The 16,571-nt window shown below is 69.3% G+C and carries 14 protein-coding genes and 1 riboswitch; of the genes, 5 read left to right on the top strand and 9 right to left on the bottom strand.

Annotation, left to right across the window (positions count from 1 at the left end; translation table 11 throughout):
* Positions 1-6 precede the first annotated feature (6 nt).
* A complete protein-coding gene (cydB, locus tag BIV25_RS26675) occupies positions 7-1,011 on the bottom strand; it encodes a cytochrome d ubiquinol oxidase subunit II (RefSeq protein WP_071374963.1) in 1,005 nt (334 codons plus the stop codon).
* A 15-nt stretch (positions 1,012-1,026) separates the two neighbouring features.
* Positions 1,027-2,535 carry a cytochrome ubiquinol oxidase subunit I gene (locus tag BIV25_RS26670; protein WP_071374962.1) on the bottom strand — a complete coding sequence of 503 codons (1,509 nt, stop codon included), beginning with the start codon at positions 2,533-2,535 and terminating at the stop codon, positions 1,027-1,029.
* 208 nt (positions 2,536-2,743) lie between these two features.
* On the opposite strand from BIV25_RS26670, the gene BIV25_RS26665 reads away from it, so the two are divergent.
* The gene (locus BIV25_RS26665) at positions 2,744-3,127 is read left to right on the top strand and encodes a cyclophilin-like fold protein (RefSeq protein ID WP_071374961.1); all 384 of its coding nucleotides are present in this window, start codon (positions 2,744-2,746) and stop codon (positions 3,125-3,127) included.
* A 15-nt stretch (positions 3,128-3,142) separates the two neighbouring features.
* On the opposite strand, the gene hisC is transcribed toward BIV25_RS26665, so the two are convergent.
* Positions 3,143-4,222, bottom strand: coding sequence for a histidinol-phosphate transaminase (gene hisC / locus BIV25_RS26660; RefSeq protein ID WP_071374960.1), 1,080 nt, complete (start codon positions 4,220-4,222; stop codon positions 3,143-3,145).
* Positions 4,223-4,654: 432 nt separating this feature from the next.
* On the opposite strand from hisC, the gene BIV25_RS26655 reads away from it, so the two are divergent.
* From BIV25_RS26655 to BIV25_RS26645, 3 genes are all read left to right on the top strand, one after another.
* The gene (locus tag BIV25_RS26655; RefSeq protein WP_079176901.1) at positions 4,655-5,767 is read left to right on the top strand and encodes a LacI family DNA-binding transcriptional regulator; all 1,113 of its coding nucleotides are present in this window, start codon (positions 4,655-4,657) and stop codon (positions 5,765-5,767) included.
* Between the two features lie 284 nt (positions 5,768-6,051).
* Positions 6,052-7,155 carry a metallophosphoesterase gene (locus tag BIV25_RS26650; protein ID WP_071374958.1) on the top strand — a complete coding sequence of 368 codons (1,104 nt, stop codon included), beginning with the start codon at positions 6,052-6,054 and terminating at the stop codon, positions 7,153-7,155.
* Positions 7,156-7,336: 181 nt separating this feature from the next.
* Positions 7,337-8,200, top strand: coding sequence for a hypothetical protein (locus BIV25_RS26645; protein WP_071374957.1), 864 nt, complete (start codon positions 7,337-7,339; stop codon positions 8,198-8,200).
* A gap of 689 nt (positions 8,201-8,889) precedes the next feature.
* Here the strand turns inward: BIV25_RS26645 and BIV25_RS26640 are convergent.
* Positions 8,890-10,161, bottom strand: coding sequence for a DUF4241 domain-containing protein (locus tag BIV25_RS26640; RefSeq protein WP_071374956.1), 1,272 nt, complete (start codon positions 10,159-10,161; stop codon positions 8,890-8,892).
* Between the two features lie 187 nt (positions 10,162-10,348).
* Positions 10,349-12,133: a phosphomethylpyrimidine synthase ThiC gene (thiC, locus tag BIV25_RS26635; RefSeq protein WP_071374955.1), complete on the bottom strand. Its 1,785-nt coding sequence runs from the start codon at positions 12,131-12,133 to the stop codon at positions 10,349-10,351.
* A riboswitch (TPP riboswitch) is annotated at positions 12,126-12,303 on the bottom strand. It overlaps the preceding gene by 8 nt.
* An 81-nt stretch (positions 12,304-12,384) precedes the next feature.
* Here thiC and BIV25_RS26630 point away from each other — a divergent pair.
* A complete protein-coding gene (locus BIV25_RS26630) occupies positions 12,385-13,884 on the top strand; it encodes a YibE/F family protein (RefSeq protein WP_071374954.1) in 1,500 nt (499 codons plus the stop codon).
* Positions 13,885-14,026: 142 nt separating this feature from the next.
* Here BIV25_RS26630 and BIV25_RS26625 read toward each other — a convergent pair whose 3' ends face one another.
* From BIV25_RS26625 to BIV25_RS26610, 4 genes are all read right to left on the bottom strand, one after another.
* Positions 14,027-14,464 carry an SsgA family sporulation/cell division regulator gene (locus BIV25_RS26625; protein ID WP_071374953.1) on the bottom strand — a complete coding sequence of 146 codons (438 nt, stop codon included), beginning with the start codon at positions 14,462-14,464 and terminating at the stop codon, positions 14,027-14,029.
* A gap of 98 nt (positions 14,465-14,562) precedes the next feature.
* Positions 14,563-15,297, bottom strand: coding sequence for an IclR family transcriptional regulator (locus tag BIV25_RS26620; protein ID WP_371273067.1), 735 nt, complete (start codon positions 15,295-15,297; stop codon positions 14,563-14,565).
* Between the two features lie 532 nt (positions 15,298-15,829).
* On the bottom strand, positions 15,830-16,042 hold the full coding sequence (locus BIV25_RS26615; protein WP_071374951.1) for a DUF5326 family protein: 213 nt from the start codon (positions 16,040-16,042) through the stop codon (positions 15,830-15,832).
* A gap of 162 nt (positions 16,043-16,204) precedes the next feature.
* Positions 16,205-16,522, bottom strand: coding sequence for a cupin domain-containing protein (locus BIV25_RS26610; RefSeq protein WP_071374950.1), 318 nt, complete (start codon positions 16,520-16,522; stop codon positions 16,205-16,207).
* Positions 16,523-16,571: the final 49 nt, after the last annotated feature.

Below are 16,571 nucleotides of genomic sequence, written 5' to 3'. Positions count from 1 at the left end.
GCGGACTCAGTGCGCGATATCGGCGATGTGCTGCGTGCCGATCCGCTTGCGGAACACCCAGTACGTCCAGCCCTGGTAGAGCATGACGAGCGGGGTGGCGATCGCTGCACACCAGGTCATGATCTTCAAGGTGTACGGGGTCGACGAGGCGTTGGTGACCGTCAGGCTCCAGTCCCCGTTCAGGGTGGACGGCATGACGTTCGGGAAGAGCGACAGGAAGAGCATCGCCACGGCGGCCACGATGGTGAGACCGGACAGGGCGAACGACCATCCCTCGCGCCCGGCCTGGTTGGCCACCAGAGCGGCGACCAGCGCGGCTACCGCCACGATCAGGGCCACCAGGCTCCTGCCGTTACCGCTGTGGACCTGCGTCCACAGCAGGAAGGCGAGCGCCACGACGGCGGCGACGAGACCGACCCGCAGGGCCAGCTTCCGTGCCCGCACCCGGATGTCCCCCACCGTCTTGAGCGCGGTGAACACCGCACCGTGGAAGGTGAAGAGCGTGAGCGTGACCAGACCGCCGAGCAGGGCGTAGGGGTTGAACAGGTCCCAGACGCTGCCGACGTACTCGAAGTGCTGGTCGATCTTCACGCCCCGCACGATGTTCCCGAAGGCCACGCCCCACAGGAACGCCGGAATCAGCGAGGTCCAGAAGATCGCGTGCTCCCAGTTGCGCTGCCAGTTCTCCTCGGGCCGCTTCGCGCGGTACTCGAAGGCGACACCCCGGACGATCAGGCAGACCAGGATGACCAGCAACGGCAGATAGAAGCCGGAGAAGAGGGTGGCGTACCAGTCCGGGAAGGCGGCGAAGGTCGCGCCGCCGGCCGTGAGCAGCCACACCTCGTTGCCGTCCCAGACGGGCCCGATGGTGTTGATCAGCACCCGGCGCTCCGGCCGGTCGCGGGCCAGCAGCTTGGTCAGGATGCCGATCCCGAAGTCGAAGCCCTCCAGGAAGAAGTAGCCGGTCCACAGGACGGCGATCAGAACGAACCAGACGTCGTGAAGATGCATGACTGTTCCCCCGGCCTAGTAAGAGAAGGCCATCGGCTTGTCGGCGTCACGGGTGTCGCCGCCGATCTTCGTGGGCGGGTTGAGGTCGGCCTCGGTCAGCTCGGGCGGACCGGCCTTGACGTACTTCGCGAGCAGCTTGACCTCGACGACGGCGAGGATCGCGTACAGCGATGTGAAGACGATCATCGAGGTGAGGACCTCGGCCTGGGAGACCCCTGGGGAGACCGCGTCACGCGTCTGGAGGACGCCGTAGACGACCCACGGCTGGCGGCCCGTCTCGGTGAAGATCCAGCCCCAGGAGTTGGCGATCAGCGGAAAGGCCATGGTCCAGGTCGCGATACGCCAGTACCAGGGGGACAGCTTCGAGCTGAGCACCTTGTTCTTGAACAGCACCAGGTGCGGCACCTCGTCCTCGCCGACCCGCAGATGCTGGGGCAGCATGAACTTCTTACGGGTCAGCCACAGCCCGGCGAGGCCGATCGCGAAGGAGGCCATGCCGAAGCCGATCATCCAGCGGAAGCCCCAGAAGGCGACCGGGATGTTGGGCCGGTAGTCGCCCGGGCCGAACTTCTGCTGCTCGGCCTTGTTGACGTCGTTGATGCCGGGGACGTAGGAGGTGAAGTTGTCGTCGGCCAGGAAGGACAGCAGGCCCGGGATCTCTATCGCCACGGTGTTGTGGCCCTTCTCCACGTTGCCGTAGGCGAAGATCGAGAAGGGTGCGGGCTTCTGGCCGTCCCACAGCGCTTCGGCGGAGGCCATCTTCATCGGCTGCTGCTTGTACATGACCTTGCCGAGGGTGTCGCCGCTGATCGCGGTGAGCATGCCGGCGATGACCACGGTGATCAGGCCCAGCCGCAGCGTGGTCTTCATCTCGCGGATGTGCTTCTTGCGGGCCAGGTGGTAGGCGGAGATGCCGACCATGAAGGCGCCACCGGTCAAGAAGGCCGCCGTCAGGGTGTGGAAGGCTTGGCTGAGCGCGGTGTTCTGGGTCAGCACGGCCCAGAAGTCGGTCAGTTCAGCGCGCCCCTTGGCCTTGTCGATCTTGTAGCCGACCGGATGCTGCATCCAGGAGTTGGCGGCGAGGATGAAGTACGCCGACAGGATCGTGCCGATCGAGACCATCCATATGCAGGCCAGGTGGATCTTCTTGGGGAGCTTGTCCCAGCCGAAGATCCACAGGCCGATGAAGGTGGACTCGAAGAAGAACGCGATCAGCGCCTCGAAGGCGAGCGGCGCACCGAAGATGTCACCGACGAAGCGCGAGTAGTCGGACCAGTTCATGCCGAACTGGAACTCCTGCACGATGCCGGTGACCACGCCCATGGCGATGTTGATCAGGAAGAGCTTGCCCCAGAACTTGGTCGCCTTGAGGTACTTCTCCTTCTCCGTGCGCACCCAGGCCGTCTGAAGCCCGGCCGTGAGGGCGGCCAGGGAGATCGTCAGCGGGACGAACAGGAAGTGGTAGACGGTGGTGATACCGAACTGCCATCGCGCCAGTGTCTCCGGCGCCAAAGCCAATTCCACGTCGTCAGCTCCTTACTTCGCCGTGGTAGCGGCAGTTTGCCCCTTTTGCCGCACGCATCATGGGAGCAATCGGGACGCGCTTGTGAACGCGTTCACATTCACAAGCCATTATGACGCACTGATTTTCAGCCCGGGGAGGCGGGGTGGCCCTAGTGCCACGAAGTCAAGACCTTGGCAGCGACTTCAACATATTGTTGAATTGCGCGCCATGCAGATACGGATCTCCTGGCCCGCGGGGCACATCACCGCGACCCTCGACGCAGACACACCGACCACACAGACCCTCGCCAAGGCGCTGCCGTTCGCCTCCAGTGCCCGCACCTGGGGCGAGGAGGTGTATTTCGACACAGGTGTCTCCGTTTCACGTGAAACGGACGCCCGGCAGGTCGTGGAGCCTGGCACCGTGGCCTTCTGGACGGATGGCGACGCACTCGCCCTGCCCTACGGCCCCACACCGATCTCGCGAGGCGAAGAGTGCCGCCTCGCGAGTCCGTGCAACATCCTGGGGCGCCTCGACGGAGACCCCCGAGTCCTGGCGACCGTACGGGACGGCGACCCCGTCCGCGTGGAGCTGACCGGCGACCAGGACTGACCCTCGTACCGGGGGCTACAGCTCCTTGCGGAACGACTCCGCCACCTTCAGGAAGATGTCGTTCGCCTCGGTCTCGCCGACCGTGACCCGCACACCCTCGCCGGGGAACGGCCGGACCACCACTCCGTGCTGCTCACAGGCCTGCGCGAACGCGACCGTACGCTCCCCCAGCCGCAGCCAGACGAAGTTGGCCTGCGTCTCCGGCACCGTCCAGCCCTGGCCGCTCAGCGCGTCGACCACGCGCGTGCGCTCGCACACCAGCGAGCCCACCCGGCCCAGCAGCTCGTCCTCGGCCCGCAGTGAGGCGATGGCCGCCTCCTGCGCGATCTGGCTGACGCCGAACGGCACCGCCGTCTTGCGCAGCGCCGCCGCCACCGGCTCATGGGCGATCGCGAAACCGACGCGCAGCCCGGCAAGCCCGTAGGCTTTGGAGAACGTGCGCAGGACGCAGACGTTGGGGCGGTTCCGGTAGATGTCGACGCCGTCGGGCACTTCGAGGTCGCGGATGAACTCCCGGTAGGCCTCGTCCAGCACCACCAGCACGTCGCCGGGCACCCGGTCGAGGAACCGCTCCAGCTCAGCCCGCCGCACCACCGTGCCGGTCGGGTTGTTGGGGTTGCAGACGAAGATCAGCCGCGTCCGGTCGGTGATCGCCTCCGCCATCGCGTCCAGGTCGTGCACATCGCCAGGCGTGAGCGGCACCTGCACCGACCGGGCGCCACCGACCTGCGTGATGATCGGGTACGCCTCGAAGGATCGCCAGGCGTAGATCACCTCGTCGCCGGGCCCGCAGGTGGCCTGGACGAGCTGCTGGGCGACGCCCACGGAGCCGGTACCGGTGGCCAGGTGGGAGAGGGGAACACCGAAGCGCTCCGACAGCTCGTTCATCAGCCCGGTGCAGGCCATGTCCGGGTAGCGGTTGAAGTCGGCCGCGGCCGCCGTCACGCTCTCCATCACGCCGGGCAGCGGCGGGTACGGGTTCTCGTTGGAGGACAGCTTGTAGGCGACCGGCCCCTCGGCCGCGGCGGGCTTGCCCGGCTTGTAGGTAGGGATGCCCTCCAGTTCGGCGCGCAACTTCGGGCTCGTCTCGCTCACCGCAGTCCTCCTCGCGACCTCCGGCGGACCGTCGACACCGCCGGCTTCCAATACTCCACACCCTATGAGGATTCGGCGCCGGTGCGTACAGGTTCCGGGGACGGCAACGGGAGAACCTCGCTCCTCCTCGGCCGCATCGCGGGCATCCCGACACGAAGGCGTACGTTTCCGGGGGCGCGCCGTACATATATCTATGCGCCGGTGGCTCGCGCCGTAGCGCGCATCCCCCGTGCAGGTGAGTTGAGACCTCTTCGAGACATCAGGCACTTGGCAGGTCCACACGCGTCGCCACGTCACGTCTTACCATTAGATCGTTCAACTGGCTTTCTTTCTAAGGCAGTTGACTCCGTATGACCATGCAGAAACGTGCCTGTCAACGCGTGCATATGCGTCCGCACTACCCCACCGCATGAGCCCTACTATCGGCTCGCCATGACAGCAGCAGGGAAGCACCAGGTGAGCCGCGCGGAAACCTCACGTCGAGGCAGTCGGCCGGGCCGGGCGGGCATCAGAGACGTGGCCGCCGCCGCCGGAGTCTCCATCACGACCGTGTCCGACGCCCTCAACGGCAAGGGCCGGCTCCCGGATGCCACCCGGCGCCATGTCCGCGAGGTCGCCGACCGGCTCGGATACCGCCCGTCGGCCGCCGCCCGCACCCTCCGTACCGGCAAGTCGGGTCTCATCGGCCTGACCGTGACGACGTACGGGGATGAACCTTTCACCTTCACGGAGTTCGCCTACTTCGCGGAGATGGCCCGGGCCGCCACGTCGGCGGCGCTCGCCCGCGGCTACGCCCTCGTCATCCTGCCCGCGACCTCGCGCCACGACGTGTGGTCCAACGTCGCCCTGGACGGCACGGTCGTCATCGACCCCTCCGACCAGGATCCGGTGGTCAGCGAGCTGGTGCGGCAGGGACTCCCGGTCGTCTCCGACGGCCGCCCGGCCGGCGCGCTGCCCGTCACCGCCTGGGTCGACAACGACCACGAGGCCGCCGTACTCGGCATCCTCGACCATCTCGCCGACGCCGGCGCCCGCCGTATCGGCCTGCTCACGGGCACCTCGACGGACACGTACACGCATCTGTCGACCACGGCCTATCTGCGCTGGTGCGAACGGGTCGGCCAGACCCCGGTCTACGAGGCCTATCCCGCGCACGACCCGTGCGCGGGCGCCGTCGCCGCGGACCGGCTCCTCGCCCGCCCCGACCGGCCCGACGCGGTCTACGGCCTGTTCGACCCCAACGGCACCGACCTGCTCGCCGCCGCCCGCCGCTACGGGCTGCGTGTCCCCGACGACCTGCTGCTCGTGTGCTGCAGCGAGTCCACGGTGTACGCCAGCACCGAGCCGCCCATCACCACCCTCTCCCTGAAGCCCCGCCGCATCGGCACCGCGGTGATCCAGCTCCTGATCGACGCCATCGAGGGCGTCGAGTCGGACCACCCGGTCGAGCAGGTGATACCGACCGAGCTGATCGTGCGCACCTCCTCCCAGCGGCGTCCCCCGCGCACGACGGTGAGTCCGCCGCGGTCACCGGACAGGGCGTAAGGCCGCACAGAGCGGGGCGCGCACCCCGTACTCTCGGCGGCCGGTGGAGGGGACCCGGCGGGCCGACGACCGGCCGGCCGGGAGTCCGGCCGGCGTGGAACCAGGCCGAACACCTGCCGAAACGGGGCGAAAGCGGCGGTGAACTGGAGTCCTGTTCCGATTCACCACCCCTGGGTCATCACACGGCGCGACGCGCATTCCTATGATGGGCCCACGGCACCGCGGACCGCTGCGACCAGGCAGTCCGAAGAGGTGCAGCTGCGGCGCGATGGTGGAGGGGTCTGATGACTCAGGGGGCCGGTCAGGGACCCGAGGTGGAGCGGACGGCGACGTTGCGCGACTTCCGGGTACCTGCGTACGTCCACGAGACCGGTCCGTACGTCCGCACCGCCGACCCCGGCGACGGCCCGCAGCCCCACCCGGGCGACGGCGTGCCGCCCGCCGCCGAGGCGTACCCCGACGGCTACACGCCCACCCGGCGCGACCTGCCGGTCATCACCCGCACCGACACCGTCCAGGTCCACGTCGAACCGGCGCCCGCGGCCCCGGCACCGCAGCCTACGTCCGGCTCCGGACCGCTGTTCGTCGTCGGCGACGTCCACGGATACCTCGACGAACTGATGACCGCACTCCGGGAGCAGGGGCTCATCGACGCCTCGGGCCAGTGGTGCGCGGGCGACGCCCGGCTGTGGTTCCTCGGCGACTTCACCGACCGCGGGCCCGACGGCATCGGCGTCATCGACCTCGTGATGCGGCTGTCCGCCGAGGCCGCCGCAGCGGGCGGCTACTGCAAGGCCCTCATGGGCAACCACGAGCTCCTGCTCCTCGGCGCCAAGCGGTTCGGCGACACCCCCGTCAACTCCGGCGCAGGCACCGCCACCTTCCAGGCGGCCTGGCTGCTCAACGGCGGCCAGAAGACCGACATGGACCGCCTCCAGGACCACCACCTCCAGTGGATGGCGCGCCTCGACGCCGTCGAGGAGGTCGACGGCTATCTGCTGGTGCACTCGGACACCACCGCCTACCTCGACTACGGCGACTCGATCGAGGCGGTCAACGACACGGTCCGCGAGACCCTCACCCGCAATGACGCGGACGAATGCTGGGATCTGTTCCGCAAGTTCACCAAGCGCTTCTCCTTCCGCGACGAGGGGGGTGCAGACGCCGTCCGTTCCCTCCTCGATACGTACGGCGGTACCCGCATCGTTCACGGTCACAGCCCGATTCCCTACCTCCTCGGCGAAGTCGGCTCCGAGGACGGCGAGGAAGGCAGCGGCCCGGTCGTGGAGGGACCGCACGTGTACGCCGACGGGCTCGCCATCGCGATGGACGGCGGAGTGACCATGGCCGGAAAGCTACTGGTCCGGCAACTTCCTCTGGATAACTGACCGTTCTCCGGGAAGGCGTCCCCCCGGCGGAGTACGCGCAGGCCGGAACGTAATTTCCGCAACCCCCTGTCACCGCGCACCGTCACGGCTCTACCATCGGCTTATCCGTAGCAGGCTCCCCTCCGTTTCTGCCCGACGGCTCGCCGGCGTGCGAGCCCCAAGCCCTACGGAGCATCGGGGGATGCACATGAACAGCGTTCCGCAGCACCTGCTGAGCGAGGACCGCCAGGAATTCGAGCGGCTCCTCGATGAGGCGCTGCGCTCCGCACCACACCGACCGGAACTGGCCGCTGTCGGACAGCGGCTCAACTCCGAACAGCTGCGCACCATGGCGCTCAACGCCACCACCCTGATCACGGAGGCCGCCGCAAGCGAGTACGAGCACTACATCGAGGTCCGCGACGAACTGCGCCGCCCGGCGATGGCCCCTGTCCTCAGCGGCGATTCCGGTTCCGCGGAACCAGGCCCGGCCGCGGCTGGGCTCGCCACCGCCTTCGGCGAGTCGGCCGAGGACACCGGCGCGGGCGCCATCGCGGTCGTCGCCGTACTGGCTCCCGTTCTGTCCGGCACCGCCGCGGCGATCTTCCTCCTCATCGGCTACATCCTGAAGACGCTGAATCCCGGCCAGACCTTCGGCGACACCATGCTCACCGCCGGCTGGGTGTTCGGCGCCGTGACCGCGGCCTCGATCCTCGTCGCCGCCGTCGGTCTGCTCCTCACCGCCCTGCGCAACAGCTCCTCGGCCCAGGCCCAGACGCTGAACGCGGCGCACAAGGAGGTGGACCGGGCCAGAGAGGCCTGGCGCAGCGCCCTGCTGGAGCGCGGGATCCTGCCGTTTCTGCGCGAGGCGCTCGCCGAGCCCGGACCGGCCCCCGCACGGCTGCGCACGACCCCGTCCGCCCCGACCGGCCGGATGCCCCGCCTGGGCTACGACCGCCCCGGCTTCAGCAGCCCCGACAACGGCACCGAGTCCGGTCGCACGGGTTTCTCCAGTCCCGACTACACAAGCCCGGACTTCGGCGGCCCGGACCACCGCCCGGAGTGACCCACGGCCCCCGGCAGCCCAGACGACTCCGGTGCAGCCGGCGGGCCGGGAGCTGCACGATGCCCGATGGCCGGGTGGTCTGCGGCCCGGTGCCCTGCGGCGGCCCGGAGCCCAAGTGACTCCGGGCGGCCCAGGCCCGCTGTGGCTCGGTCGGCGTAGGTCCGGTCGGCGAGAGCCTGGCAGATGTGAGCCAGGCCGGGACGGGACCGGCCGGTGTGATGTGGGCTCGCACGGGCGGTCGACCGGGCGGGCGCAGGTCTCCGGAGCGGCTGCGGCTTCGTGTCGGCGCACCGCACCGGTGCCTCGTCATGTCTCAGCACACGCATGCCCTCGGCGCATCCCGGCGTACGGCCGCCTCGGCTGTGCCGTACGCGGGCGGCGGCGGGGTACGCCGAGCGGGCCGTCCGCCGCGGCGAACTCCGATGCGTCGCCCATGCCGGTTCCAGTCGCCGAACCAGCCCGGCAGGAGAGCGGCCGCCCTGGCTCCCGGGGCGTAGTGCAGCGCGGCGGCCGGACTCGCCTTGCGGGCGACCGCGCAGAACACCCCCGTCGGCTCCCTCGCCCGGCATCAGCTCTCCCTCTCCGTGCGAAGAAGGGCTCGTCGTCACAGCCCCGGCGGCGCGGCCGCCGCCCGGTCGGTCGGGCACGGCGCCGACCACCCGACGTTCTGGTCTCACTCATCTCACGGCTCACAGAATCCTGAGGTCCAGGAGATAGACGCACACGACCACGACGGAGACCAGCTTCCCGGACGCCGAACGGCCCAGCCAGACCGGCCACACCCCGTCTCCTCCGGTGGCGAACTGGATGAGGTCACCGCCGGTCGCGCTGTCCGCGGTGCGCACACCGTAGCTGTCGCCGACCCGTTCGCCCGCGTGCTCCTCCCCGTCCATGCTGTAGCGCCGGTACTTGTCCGCGAGCACGTCCCACGCGGCGGAGTCGGCGAAGCTGCCCAGCGCGGCATCGGTGGCGAAGCCATAGGACTCGTGGTCCCTCAGCAGCCTGGGGTCCTCGCCCTCGGCGAGCGCCGGCTCCCAGGTGACCGCTGGTTCGGCGTCGACCAGGAGCCGCACGGCGGCGCTCTCCTCCGTCGGGAACACCTCGCCGTCGTACTCCAACTCGTAGCCGAGCACGGTCTCCTGCACCGGGTACGCGCCCGGCGGGATGCGCTCCAGCAGCTCGCGCTGCCCGCCGTCGTCCGTCGTCAGGGGGCAGGCGACGGCAAGTCTGCCGCTCGGCACCCGCAGCACCGCGATCTCCCGCACGGCGGCGACGGTCATCTCCGGCTCATCCTTCGTGGCCAGCCGCGTGCCGGGCCGGAACAGCTCGCTGAGGTGGGACGGTGCGGTCGGGCGCGGCGGCAGCCAGGGGGACGGCGTCGCGGGTGCGCCGTCCGCAGCGGTAGCGGGCGCCGCCGGGGCGTCCGCGTGCCGACCGCGCAGGGACGGTGCGGCCAGGAGCGGGCTTCCGACGCCTCCCACGCCGAACTGCGCCCGGTCCCGCCGGCGCTCGGCCTCCGGCACGTCCGGGCGCCCGTGCCGTGACGGACCCAGGACACCCTGCGGCTCGGACACCGTGCGGCCTCTGCCGCCCGGGTAGAGGTCCGTCGTCGTACGCCAGGCGTCCTGCGCGAACTCGGCCTGCTCCGGGGAGTCGTAGCGCCACTGCGACCTATGGCGCAGGAACAGGCACCCCGGTTCGAGCAGACGCCAGTCCAGCTCCTGCGTACGGCGGCCCCGCTCGTCGTACGCCCACACCCCCACGTAGTGGTCGGCCCAGGCCACGAGGTGGACCTCGACCGGTACTGTCCACCCCGGCACCCGATGGACCATCACATACGGCTGCTCCGCCCGGTCCCGTGCCTCGGCCTCGGCCCGCGTGAGCGGTTCCAGGGCTCCGTACGAGGACAGATCCCACCCCTTGGCGTACGACACCAGCACGGTACGTCCGTCGTCGGCCATGTCGATTCCCCCTCCACGCCTGACAGGTTGCTGCGCTGGAATCGACCGTAGCGTCCGCCTCTGACAACGGGCCAAGGGCCGGGCGGCGGGCGCGTCGCAGCTGCGTGCGGTACGCCCGAGCACCTGTGAGCGCGGCCGGGCGGTGCTCACTGCCTCCCTCTGTGAGCACCGCCCGGGGGGGGAGCCGTCAGTCGGCGATCGGCAGGTACACCCTGTTGCCGCTCGCCGCGAACTCCTTCGACTTCCGGGCCATGCCCTCCTCGATCTCGACCCGGCTGCCGCCGTGTTCGCGGCGGATGTCCTGCGAGATCTTCATCGAGCAGAACTTCGGCCCGCACATGGAGCAGAAGTGGGCCGTCTTCGCGGGCTCGGCCGGCAGGGTCTCGTCGTGGAACTCCCGCGCCGTGTCCGGGTCCAGCGCGAGGTTGAACTGGTCCTCCCACCGGAACTCGAAGCGGGCGTCCGACAGCGCGTCGTCCCATTCCTGCGCGCCCGGGTGCCCCTTGGCGAGGTCAGCCGCGTGGGCGGCGATCTTGTAGGTGATGACGCCGGTCTTGACGTCGTCCCGGTTGGGCAGGCCCAGGTGCTCCTTGGGCGTGACGTAGCAGAGCATCGCCGTGCCCCACCAGGCGATCATCGCGGCACCGATACCGGAGGTGATGTGGTCGTACGCCGGAGCGACGTCCGTGGTCAGCGGGCCGAGCGTATAGAACGGAGCCTCATCGCAGATCTCCTGCTGAAGGTCGATGTTCTCCTTGATCTTGTGCATCGGGACGTGTCCCGGGCCCTCGATCATGGTCTGTACGTTGAAACGCTTGGCGATCCGGTTGAGTTCCCCGAGCGTCCGCAACTCCGCGAACTGCGCCTCGTCGTTGGCGTCCGCGATCGAGCCCGGCCTGAGGCCGTCGCCCAGCGAGTACGTGACGTCGTAGGCGGCGAGGATCTCGCACAGCTCCTCGAAGTTCTCGTACAGGAACGACTCCTTGTGGTGCGCGAGACACCACGCGGCCATGATCGAGCCGCCGCGCGAGACGATGCCGGTCTTGCGGTTGGCGGTGAGCGGCACGTACGGCAGCCGGACGCCCGCGTGGACGGTCATGTAGTCCACGCCCTGCTCGGCCTGTTCGATGACCGTGTCCTTGTAGATCTCCCAGGTCAGCTCCTCGGCCCTGCCGTCGACCTTCTCCAGGGCCTGGTAGAGCGGCACCGTTCCGATGGGAACGGGGGAGTTGCGCAGCACCCACTCGCGCGTCGTGTGGATGTTGCGGCCGGTAGACAGGTCCATGACCGTGTCGGCACCCCAACGGGTCGCCCAGGTCATCTTCTCCACCTCCTCCTCGATGGAGGAGGTCACCGCGGAGTTGCCGATGTTGGCGTTGACCTTCACCAGGAACCGCTTGCCGATGATCATCGGCTCGATCTCCGGGTGGTTGACGTTGGCCGGCAGCACCGCACGGCCGGCCGCGATCTCGTCACGGACCACCTCGGGCGAAACGTTCTCCCGGATGGCCACGTACTCCATCTCCGGTGTGATCTCGCCCCGGCGCGCGTACGCGAGCTGCGTCACCGCCTGGCCGCTGCGGCCCCGGCGCGGCTGGCGCGGCCGTCCCGGGAAGACCGCGTCGAGGTTGCGCAGCCCGCCGCGCGGCGACGTGTGCTTGATCCCGTCGTCCTCGGGACGGACGGGACGACCCGCGTACTCCTCGGTGTCACCACGGGCGATGATCCAGTTCTCCCGCAGCGGCGGCAGGCCCCTGCGGACGTCGGTGTCGACGTCTGGATCGGTGTACGGGCCCGACGTGTCGTACAGCGTGACCGACTGCCCGTTGGTCAGGTGCACCTGGCGGACCGGCACGCGCAGGTCGGGGCGCGAGCCCTCGACATACGCCTTGTGCCAGCCGATGGACTTCCCGGTCTCCTCGGACTTCTCGTCCTGAACGGAGACAGGCGTGCGTGCGTCCTTGTTGGTCATGAGACCTACTCCCTACGCCGGCATTACCCGGTAACAGGTTCGGCGGTCGACGCAGCGGTTCCCGTCTGCCGGTGCTTCCTGTGGAACAGACTTCGTTCCACGTGAAACATCGCGAATACGGAGGTCAGCGCCCTCTCAGCCCGGTGCTCCGAGCTCCCGCGTGTGCAAAGGTGCCTCCACGCTAGCGTCATATGTGGCGTACTGAACAGTGGGCCCCGGGCGTTCTTGCAATGATTCGGGCCGTGACCAGGATGGAGCAGTACCCGTATCAGCCCCCCGAGCCCCGCCGCCGGGACGGCTCAGCGGCAGGCGACGGCCACGGCCGGGCCGTCACCGCGGCGGGGCACGGGCACGACTCCGGCCACGGCCCCGGGCGGGGATCCGGCGGTGACGACGACCATCGCCACGACCGCGGCCACGCGCACGGGCACGCGCAAGCTCCTGGTCACGCACACGGCCACAGTCACAGCCATGGGCCTGCCGCGCCGGTCTCCCGGCACCTGCGCAAGGTCATCGCGGCGATCCTGATCCCCTTCACCGCCGCTGTCGTGGTGGGGCTCGTGGTGCTGTGGCCGGGCGGTGCGCCGCCGCACAAGCGCACCGGCGTCGGCTTCGACCAGCAGACCCAGCAGGCCACGGTCACCCAGGTCGTCGAGGTCAGCTGCAAGTCGGTGAACGCCTCCGGCGAGACCCCCACCGGCGACACCTCCACCGCGGAGGGTAACTCGGCCCAGCAGGAGGCGAACGGCACCTGCCACAAGGCCACGATCCGGATCGACACCGGCAAGGACAAGGGCCGCACCTTCACCGAGATCGTGCAGCCCGACCAGCCACGGCAGCTGCACCAGGGCGAGAGCGTCGTAGTCGCGTACGAACCCTCGGCGCCCAAGGACCTGCAGTACTCCGTCACCGACGTCAACCGCCGCTTCCCGATGGGCCTGCTGGCCGGGATCTTCGCGCTCGCCGTCGTGGTCGTGGGCCGACTGCGCGGCGTCATGGCGCTCGTCGCGCTGGCCATCAGCTTCATGGTGCTGAACTTCTTCATCCTGCCCGCGATCCTGCAGGGCTCGAACCCGCTCCTCGTGGCGGTGATCGGGTCCAGCACGATCATGCTGATCGCCCTCTACATGTGCCACGGCCTGTCCGCCCGTACATCGGTGGCCGTGCTCGGCACGCTCGCCTCACTGGCACTGATCGGCCTCCTCGGCTCACAGTTCATCGACTGGGCCGCGCTCACCGGCAACACCGACGACCAGACCGGCCTGATCCACGGCCTCTACCCGAAGATCGACATGAGCGGTCTTCTGCTCGCCGGCGTCATCATCGGCTCGCTCGGCGTCCTGGACGACGTGACCGTGACGCAGACGTCGGCCGTCTGGGAGCTGCACGAGGCCAATCCCTCGCTGGGCTGGCGCGCGCTGTACCGGGCGGGCATCCGCATCGGCCGCGACCACATCGCGTCCGTGGTCAACACCCTCGTCCTCGCCTATGCCGGTGCGGCCCTGCCGTTGCTGCTGCTGTTCTCGATCGCGCAGAGCAGTGTCGGAACGGTGGCCAACAGCGAGCTGGTGGCCGAGGAGATCGTGCGCACCCTGGTGGGCTCGATCGGGCTGGTCGCCTCGGTGCCGGTCACCACCGCGCTCGCCGCGCTGGTGGTCTCCGCCGACCGCCCCGGCCCGGACGCCCTGGCCGACAACGGCGCGCAGCTCGCGCCGGCTCGCGGCGGCCGGGGCCGACGCCGGAAGCGGTGAAGCGTCCGCCCCGGCGGAGGTGAGGCAGCGGACTCTGCCGGATGTCCCGCAGCGGGTGCGGAACCTCCCAACGCCCCAAAGAAGCGTTCCTGCACAGCTCCACGCATCAGGTGGAGGACCTGAGCCCCCCTGCCGTAACGCTTCAGCCGGCGCTCTGTTCCTCGGCCAGGATGCGGTCCAGGGCCTCCTCCAGATGCGCGTCGAAATCGGCGAGCGCGCCCTCCTGCCCGAGTGGCACCAGCTTGTCGGTGCGGTCCAGGAAGGCCACGAGCGGTGGCGTCGACGAACGGAACAGCGCCTGGTCACCGCCGACCTGAAGCCTGATCAGCACTTCACCCAGCGCCTCGGAATCCGCGGGGGCGATGTGCACATCCCCTTCCCCGCACGGCCGACCGACTCCGTCGATCAGCAGCTCGCGCCCGAAAGCCCAGGTCACCGGAGCATCACCGGGCAGATGGAAGGTGAGCCGCACGGCATAGGGATCATCGGTCTCGTAGCGCAACTCCACCGGAATGCGGAAGGAGAGCTCCTCCGAAACGAGAAAGCTCATCATGACTTCTGCCTGTACGGACTCGCGCATCGTCTACCCCGTCATATGACATCGACTGGCTGGGAGTGGCCCTCTAAGCGTGGTCAAATCTTGCTGAACGTACACAGCACATCACAAGGAGTAAGTTTTCAGATACTGATAGAGAGACTGAGGGTCCCCAGGTGGCGCCCGATCTCCGCCTGAAGCCGATGAGCCGCGGGCAGCAGCCGGTCGGCCTGGCTCACGGGCAGCGACATGGCCATCGTGGCCACGGTGGTACCGACCGTGATCGGGACCGCGGCGCAGACCGTCCCGAGCACGTACTCCTGGCGCTCCACCACCGGCTCCATCCGCCGCACGCGGGCCAGCCGCCGCAGCAGGGCGTCGTTGTCCCGCACCGTGTACGGCGTGATGGGCTGCACGGGATAGCGGGCGAGGTGGTCGCGGCGGGCGTCCTCGTCCAGCTGGGAGAGCAGACACTGCCCGATCGCGTGTGCGTGGCCGGTCGCCCGGAAGTCCGCCCACTCCTCGACCGCGGGCACCTCGGGGGAGTCGGAGACGCACATGACCTCGATCTCGCCGTCCCGGTACATCGCGTAGTACACCGGCACACCGATGACATCACGCCAGTGTGCGAGCGTCTCCTCGACCGCGCTGCGACGTTTCTGCTGTGCTCCGCTGCTGCCCAGCCGCTCGGCCGCGTCGCCGAGGAAGAACAGCCCCTTCTCACGGCGCAGATAGCCCTCGTGGACCAGGGTGCGCAGCAGGTGGTACGTCGTCGGCAGGGCGAGGCCGGTCTCGCGCGCCAGTTGCTTGGCGGGGGCGCCGTAGACGTGCCCGGCGACCGTCTCCAGCAGGCGCATCGCGCGCTGGACGGACCCGATGAGCGTCGTGGCGGCCGCGGGCTCCGGGGCGTCCGCGGAGTGCGGCTGGACGAGCAGGGCCGAGGAGGGGCGTCGGCCGGAACCTGCCGTGGAATGAGGCCGGTTCGTGTCGCCGGGCGGTGGTGGTCCGGCGGCGTCCGGGGAGCGGGAAGGACGGGACGCGTCAGCGCGAGGGGCAGCGGCGGCGTCGATGTCCGCCGAGTGCGGCTGTCCGGGGACGGCCACGGTGGGCGCGCGCCGTGTGGGTGGTACGCAGGGACGCGGCGGGGTGGGGGGTACGTGGGATTCTGCCGGTGCGGTGTCGACCGTGGCCAAGAGGTACTCCCGGAGCGCGATGGGCAGCCCGTGCCGGGGAAGAGCACGGAGGGGTCTGCGCCGCCCACGGGGCCGGACCCCGCGGGGAGTTCCGGACTTTAACCGTCCGCCGCCGCGTGCAGACGGCCTCGCGGGGAAACTTCCCTCCCCCGAGGGAACCCGTCACCCTGGCCGGGACCGGTGATCGCGTGGTTCGCTCACCAGTCCCCGCGTTCCGTCACCAGTCGCCGCGCGACGAGGAGTTCGACAGGAACTTGCGCACGATGTAGATCAGTCCGCCGACCAGCGCGACGAAGACCAGCGCCTTGAACAGCAGGCCGATCACGAATCCGACGACGGTCGCTATCAGGCCGCCGAACACGACCAGGGCGATGACCGGCACCGCGACCCACTTCACCCACCACGGCAGTCCCGCGAAGATCTCTCGCATCGCCTTTGTCCTTTGCGTTGTCGTATGCGTAGTCGTACGTCTGCGTTCTCGTACGCCCTTGGTGTTCCGCATTCGATGCTAGAGCCGCGAGGGGGCCCTGCGGGGGTCCGGCGTCCCTTGTCCTCCCCTGACCCGTCCCCTAGGGAACCCCGACGCCGGGTCTCACGCCTCGGGCGGAGAGAAGACGACGAGCACCCTCAGATCCTCGCTGATGTGGTGGAACTTGTGGGCGACGCCGGCCGGGACGTACACGACGCTGCCCCGTGCCACCTCGGTCGTCTCCATGCCGACCGTGATCGACGCCCGGCCGCTCACCACGAAGTACACCTCGTCCTGGTTGTGCGGCTTCTGCGGGTCGTGCTCACCCGCGTTGAGCGCGTACAGACCGACGGACATGTTCCGCTCCCGCAGGAACTGAAGGTAGGCCCCCTCGTTGGCGGCGCGCTCCGCCTCCAGTTCGTCCAGCCGGAATGCCTTCATCGCCGCTGTCGCCCTCGTCTCACTGCTCGGTTCCGATCGGGTCTGCCAC

The sequence above is a fragment of the Streptomyces sp. MUSC 14 genome (assembly GCF_001866675.1).
Lineage (GTDB): Bacteria > Actinomycetota > Actinomycetes > Streptomycetales > Streptomycetaceae > Streptomyces.
Note: the sequence above shows the minus strand (reverse complement) of the source record. Positions and strands in the feature narration are given on the sequence as shown.

Bases quoted from the DNA above. Each gene is read 5' to 3' on its own strand.
- cydB (WP_071374963.1), bottom strand. From the start codon at position 1,011: ATGCATCTTCACGACGTCTGGTTCGTTCTGATCGCCGTCCTGTGGACC.
- BIV25_RS26665 (WP_071374961.1), top strand. From the start codon at position 2,744: ATGCAGATACGGATCTCCTGGCCCGCGGGGCACATCACCGCGACCCTC.
- BIV25_RS26655 (WP_079176901.1), top strand. From the start codon at position 4,655: ATGACAGCAGCAGGGAAGCACCAGGTGAGCCGCGCGGAAACCTCACGT.
- BIV25_RS26650 (WP_071374958.1), top strand. From the start codon at position 6,052: ATGACTCAGGGGGCCGGTCAGGGACCCGAGGTGGAGCGGACGGCGACG.
- BIV25_RS26645 (WP_071374957.1), top strand. From the start codon at position 7,337: ATGCACATGAACAGCGTTCCGCAGCACCTGCTGAGCGAGGACCGCCAG.
- BIV25_RS26640 (WP_071374956.1), bottom strand. From the start codon at position 10,161: ATGGCCGACGACGGACGTACCGTGCTGGTGTCGTACGCCAAGGGGTGG.
- thiC (WP_071374955.1), bottom strand. From the start codon at position 12,133: ATGACCAACAAGGACGCACGCACGCCTGTCTCCGTTCAGGACGAGAAG.
- BIV25_RS26630 (WP_071374954.1), top strand. From the start codon at position 12,385: ATGGAGCAGTACCCGTATCAGCCCCCCGAGCCCCGCCGCCGGGACGGC.
- BIV25_RS26625 (WP_071374953.1), bottom strand. From the start codon at position 14,464: ATGCGCGAGTCCGTACAGGCAGAAGTCATGATGAGCTTTCTCGTTTCG.
- BIV25_RS26615 (WP_071374951.1), bottom strand. From the start codon at position 16,042: ATGCGAGAGATCTTCGCGGGACTGCCGTGGTGGGTGAAGTGGGTCGCG.
- BIV25_RS26610 (WP_071374950.1), bottom strand. From the start codon at position 16,522: ATGAAGGCATTCCGGCTGGACGAACTGGAGGCGGAGCGCGCCGCCAAC.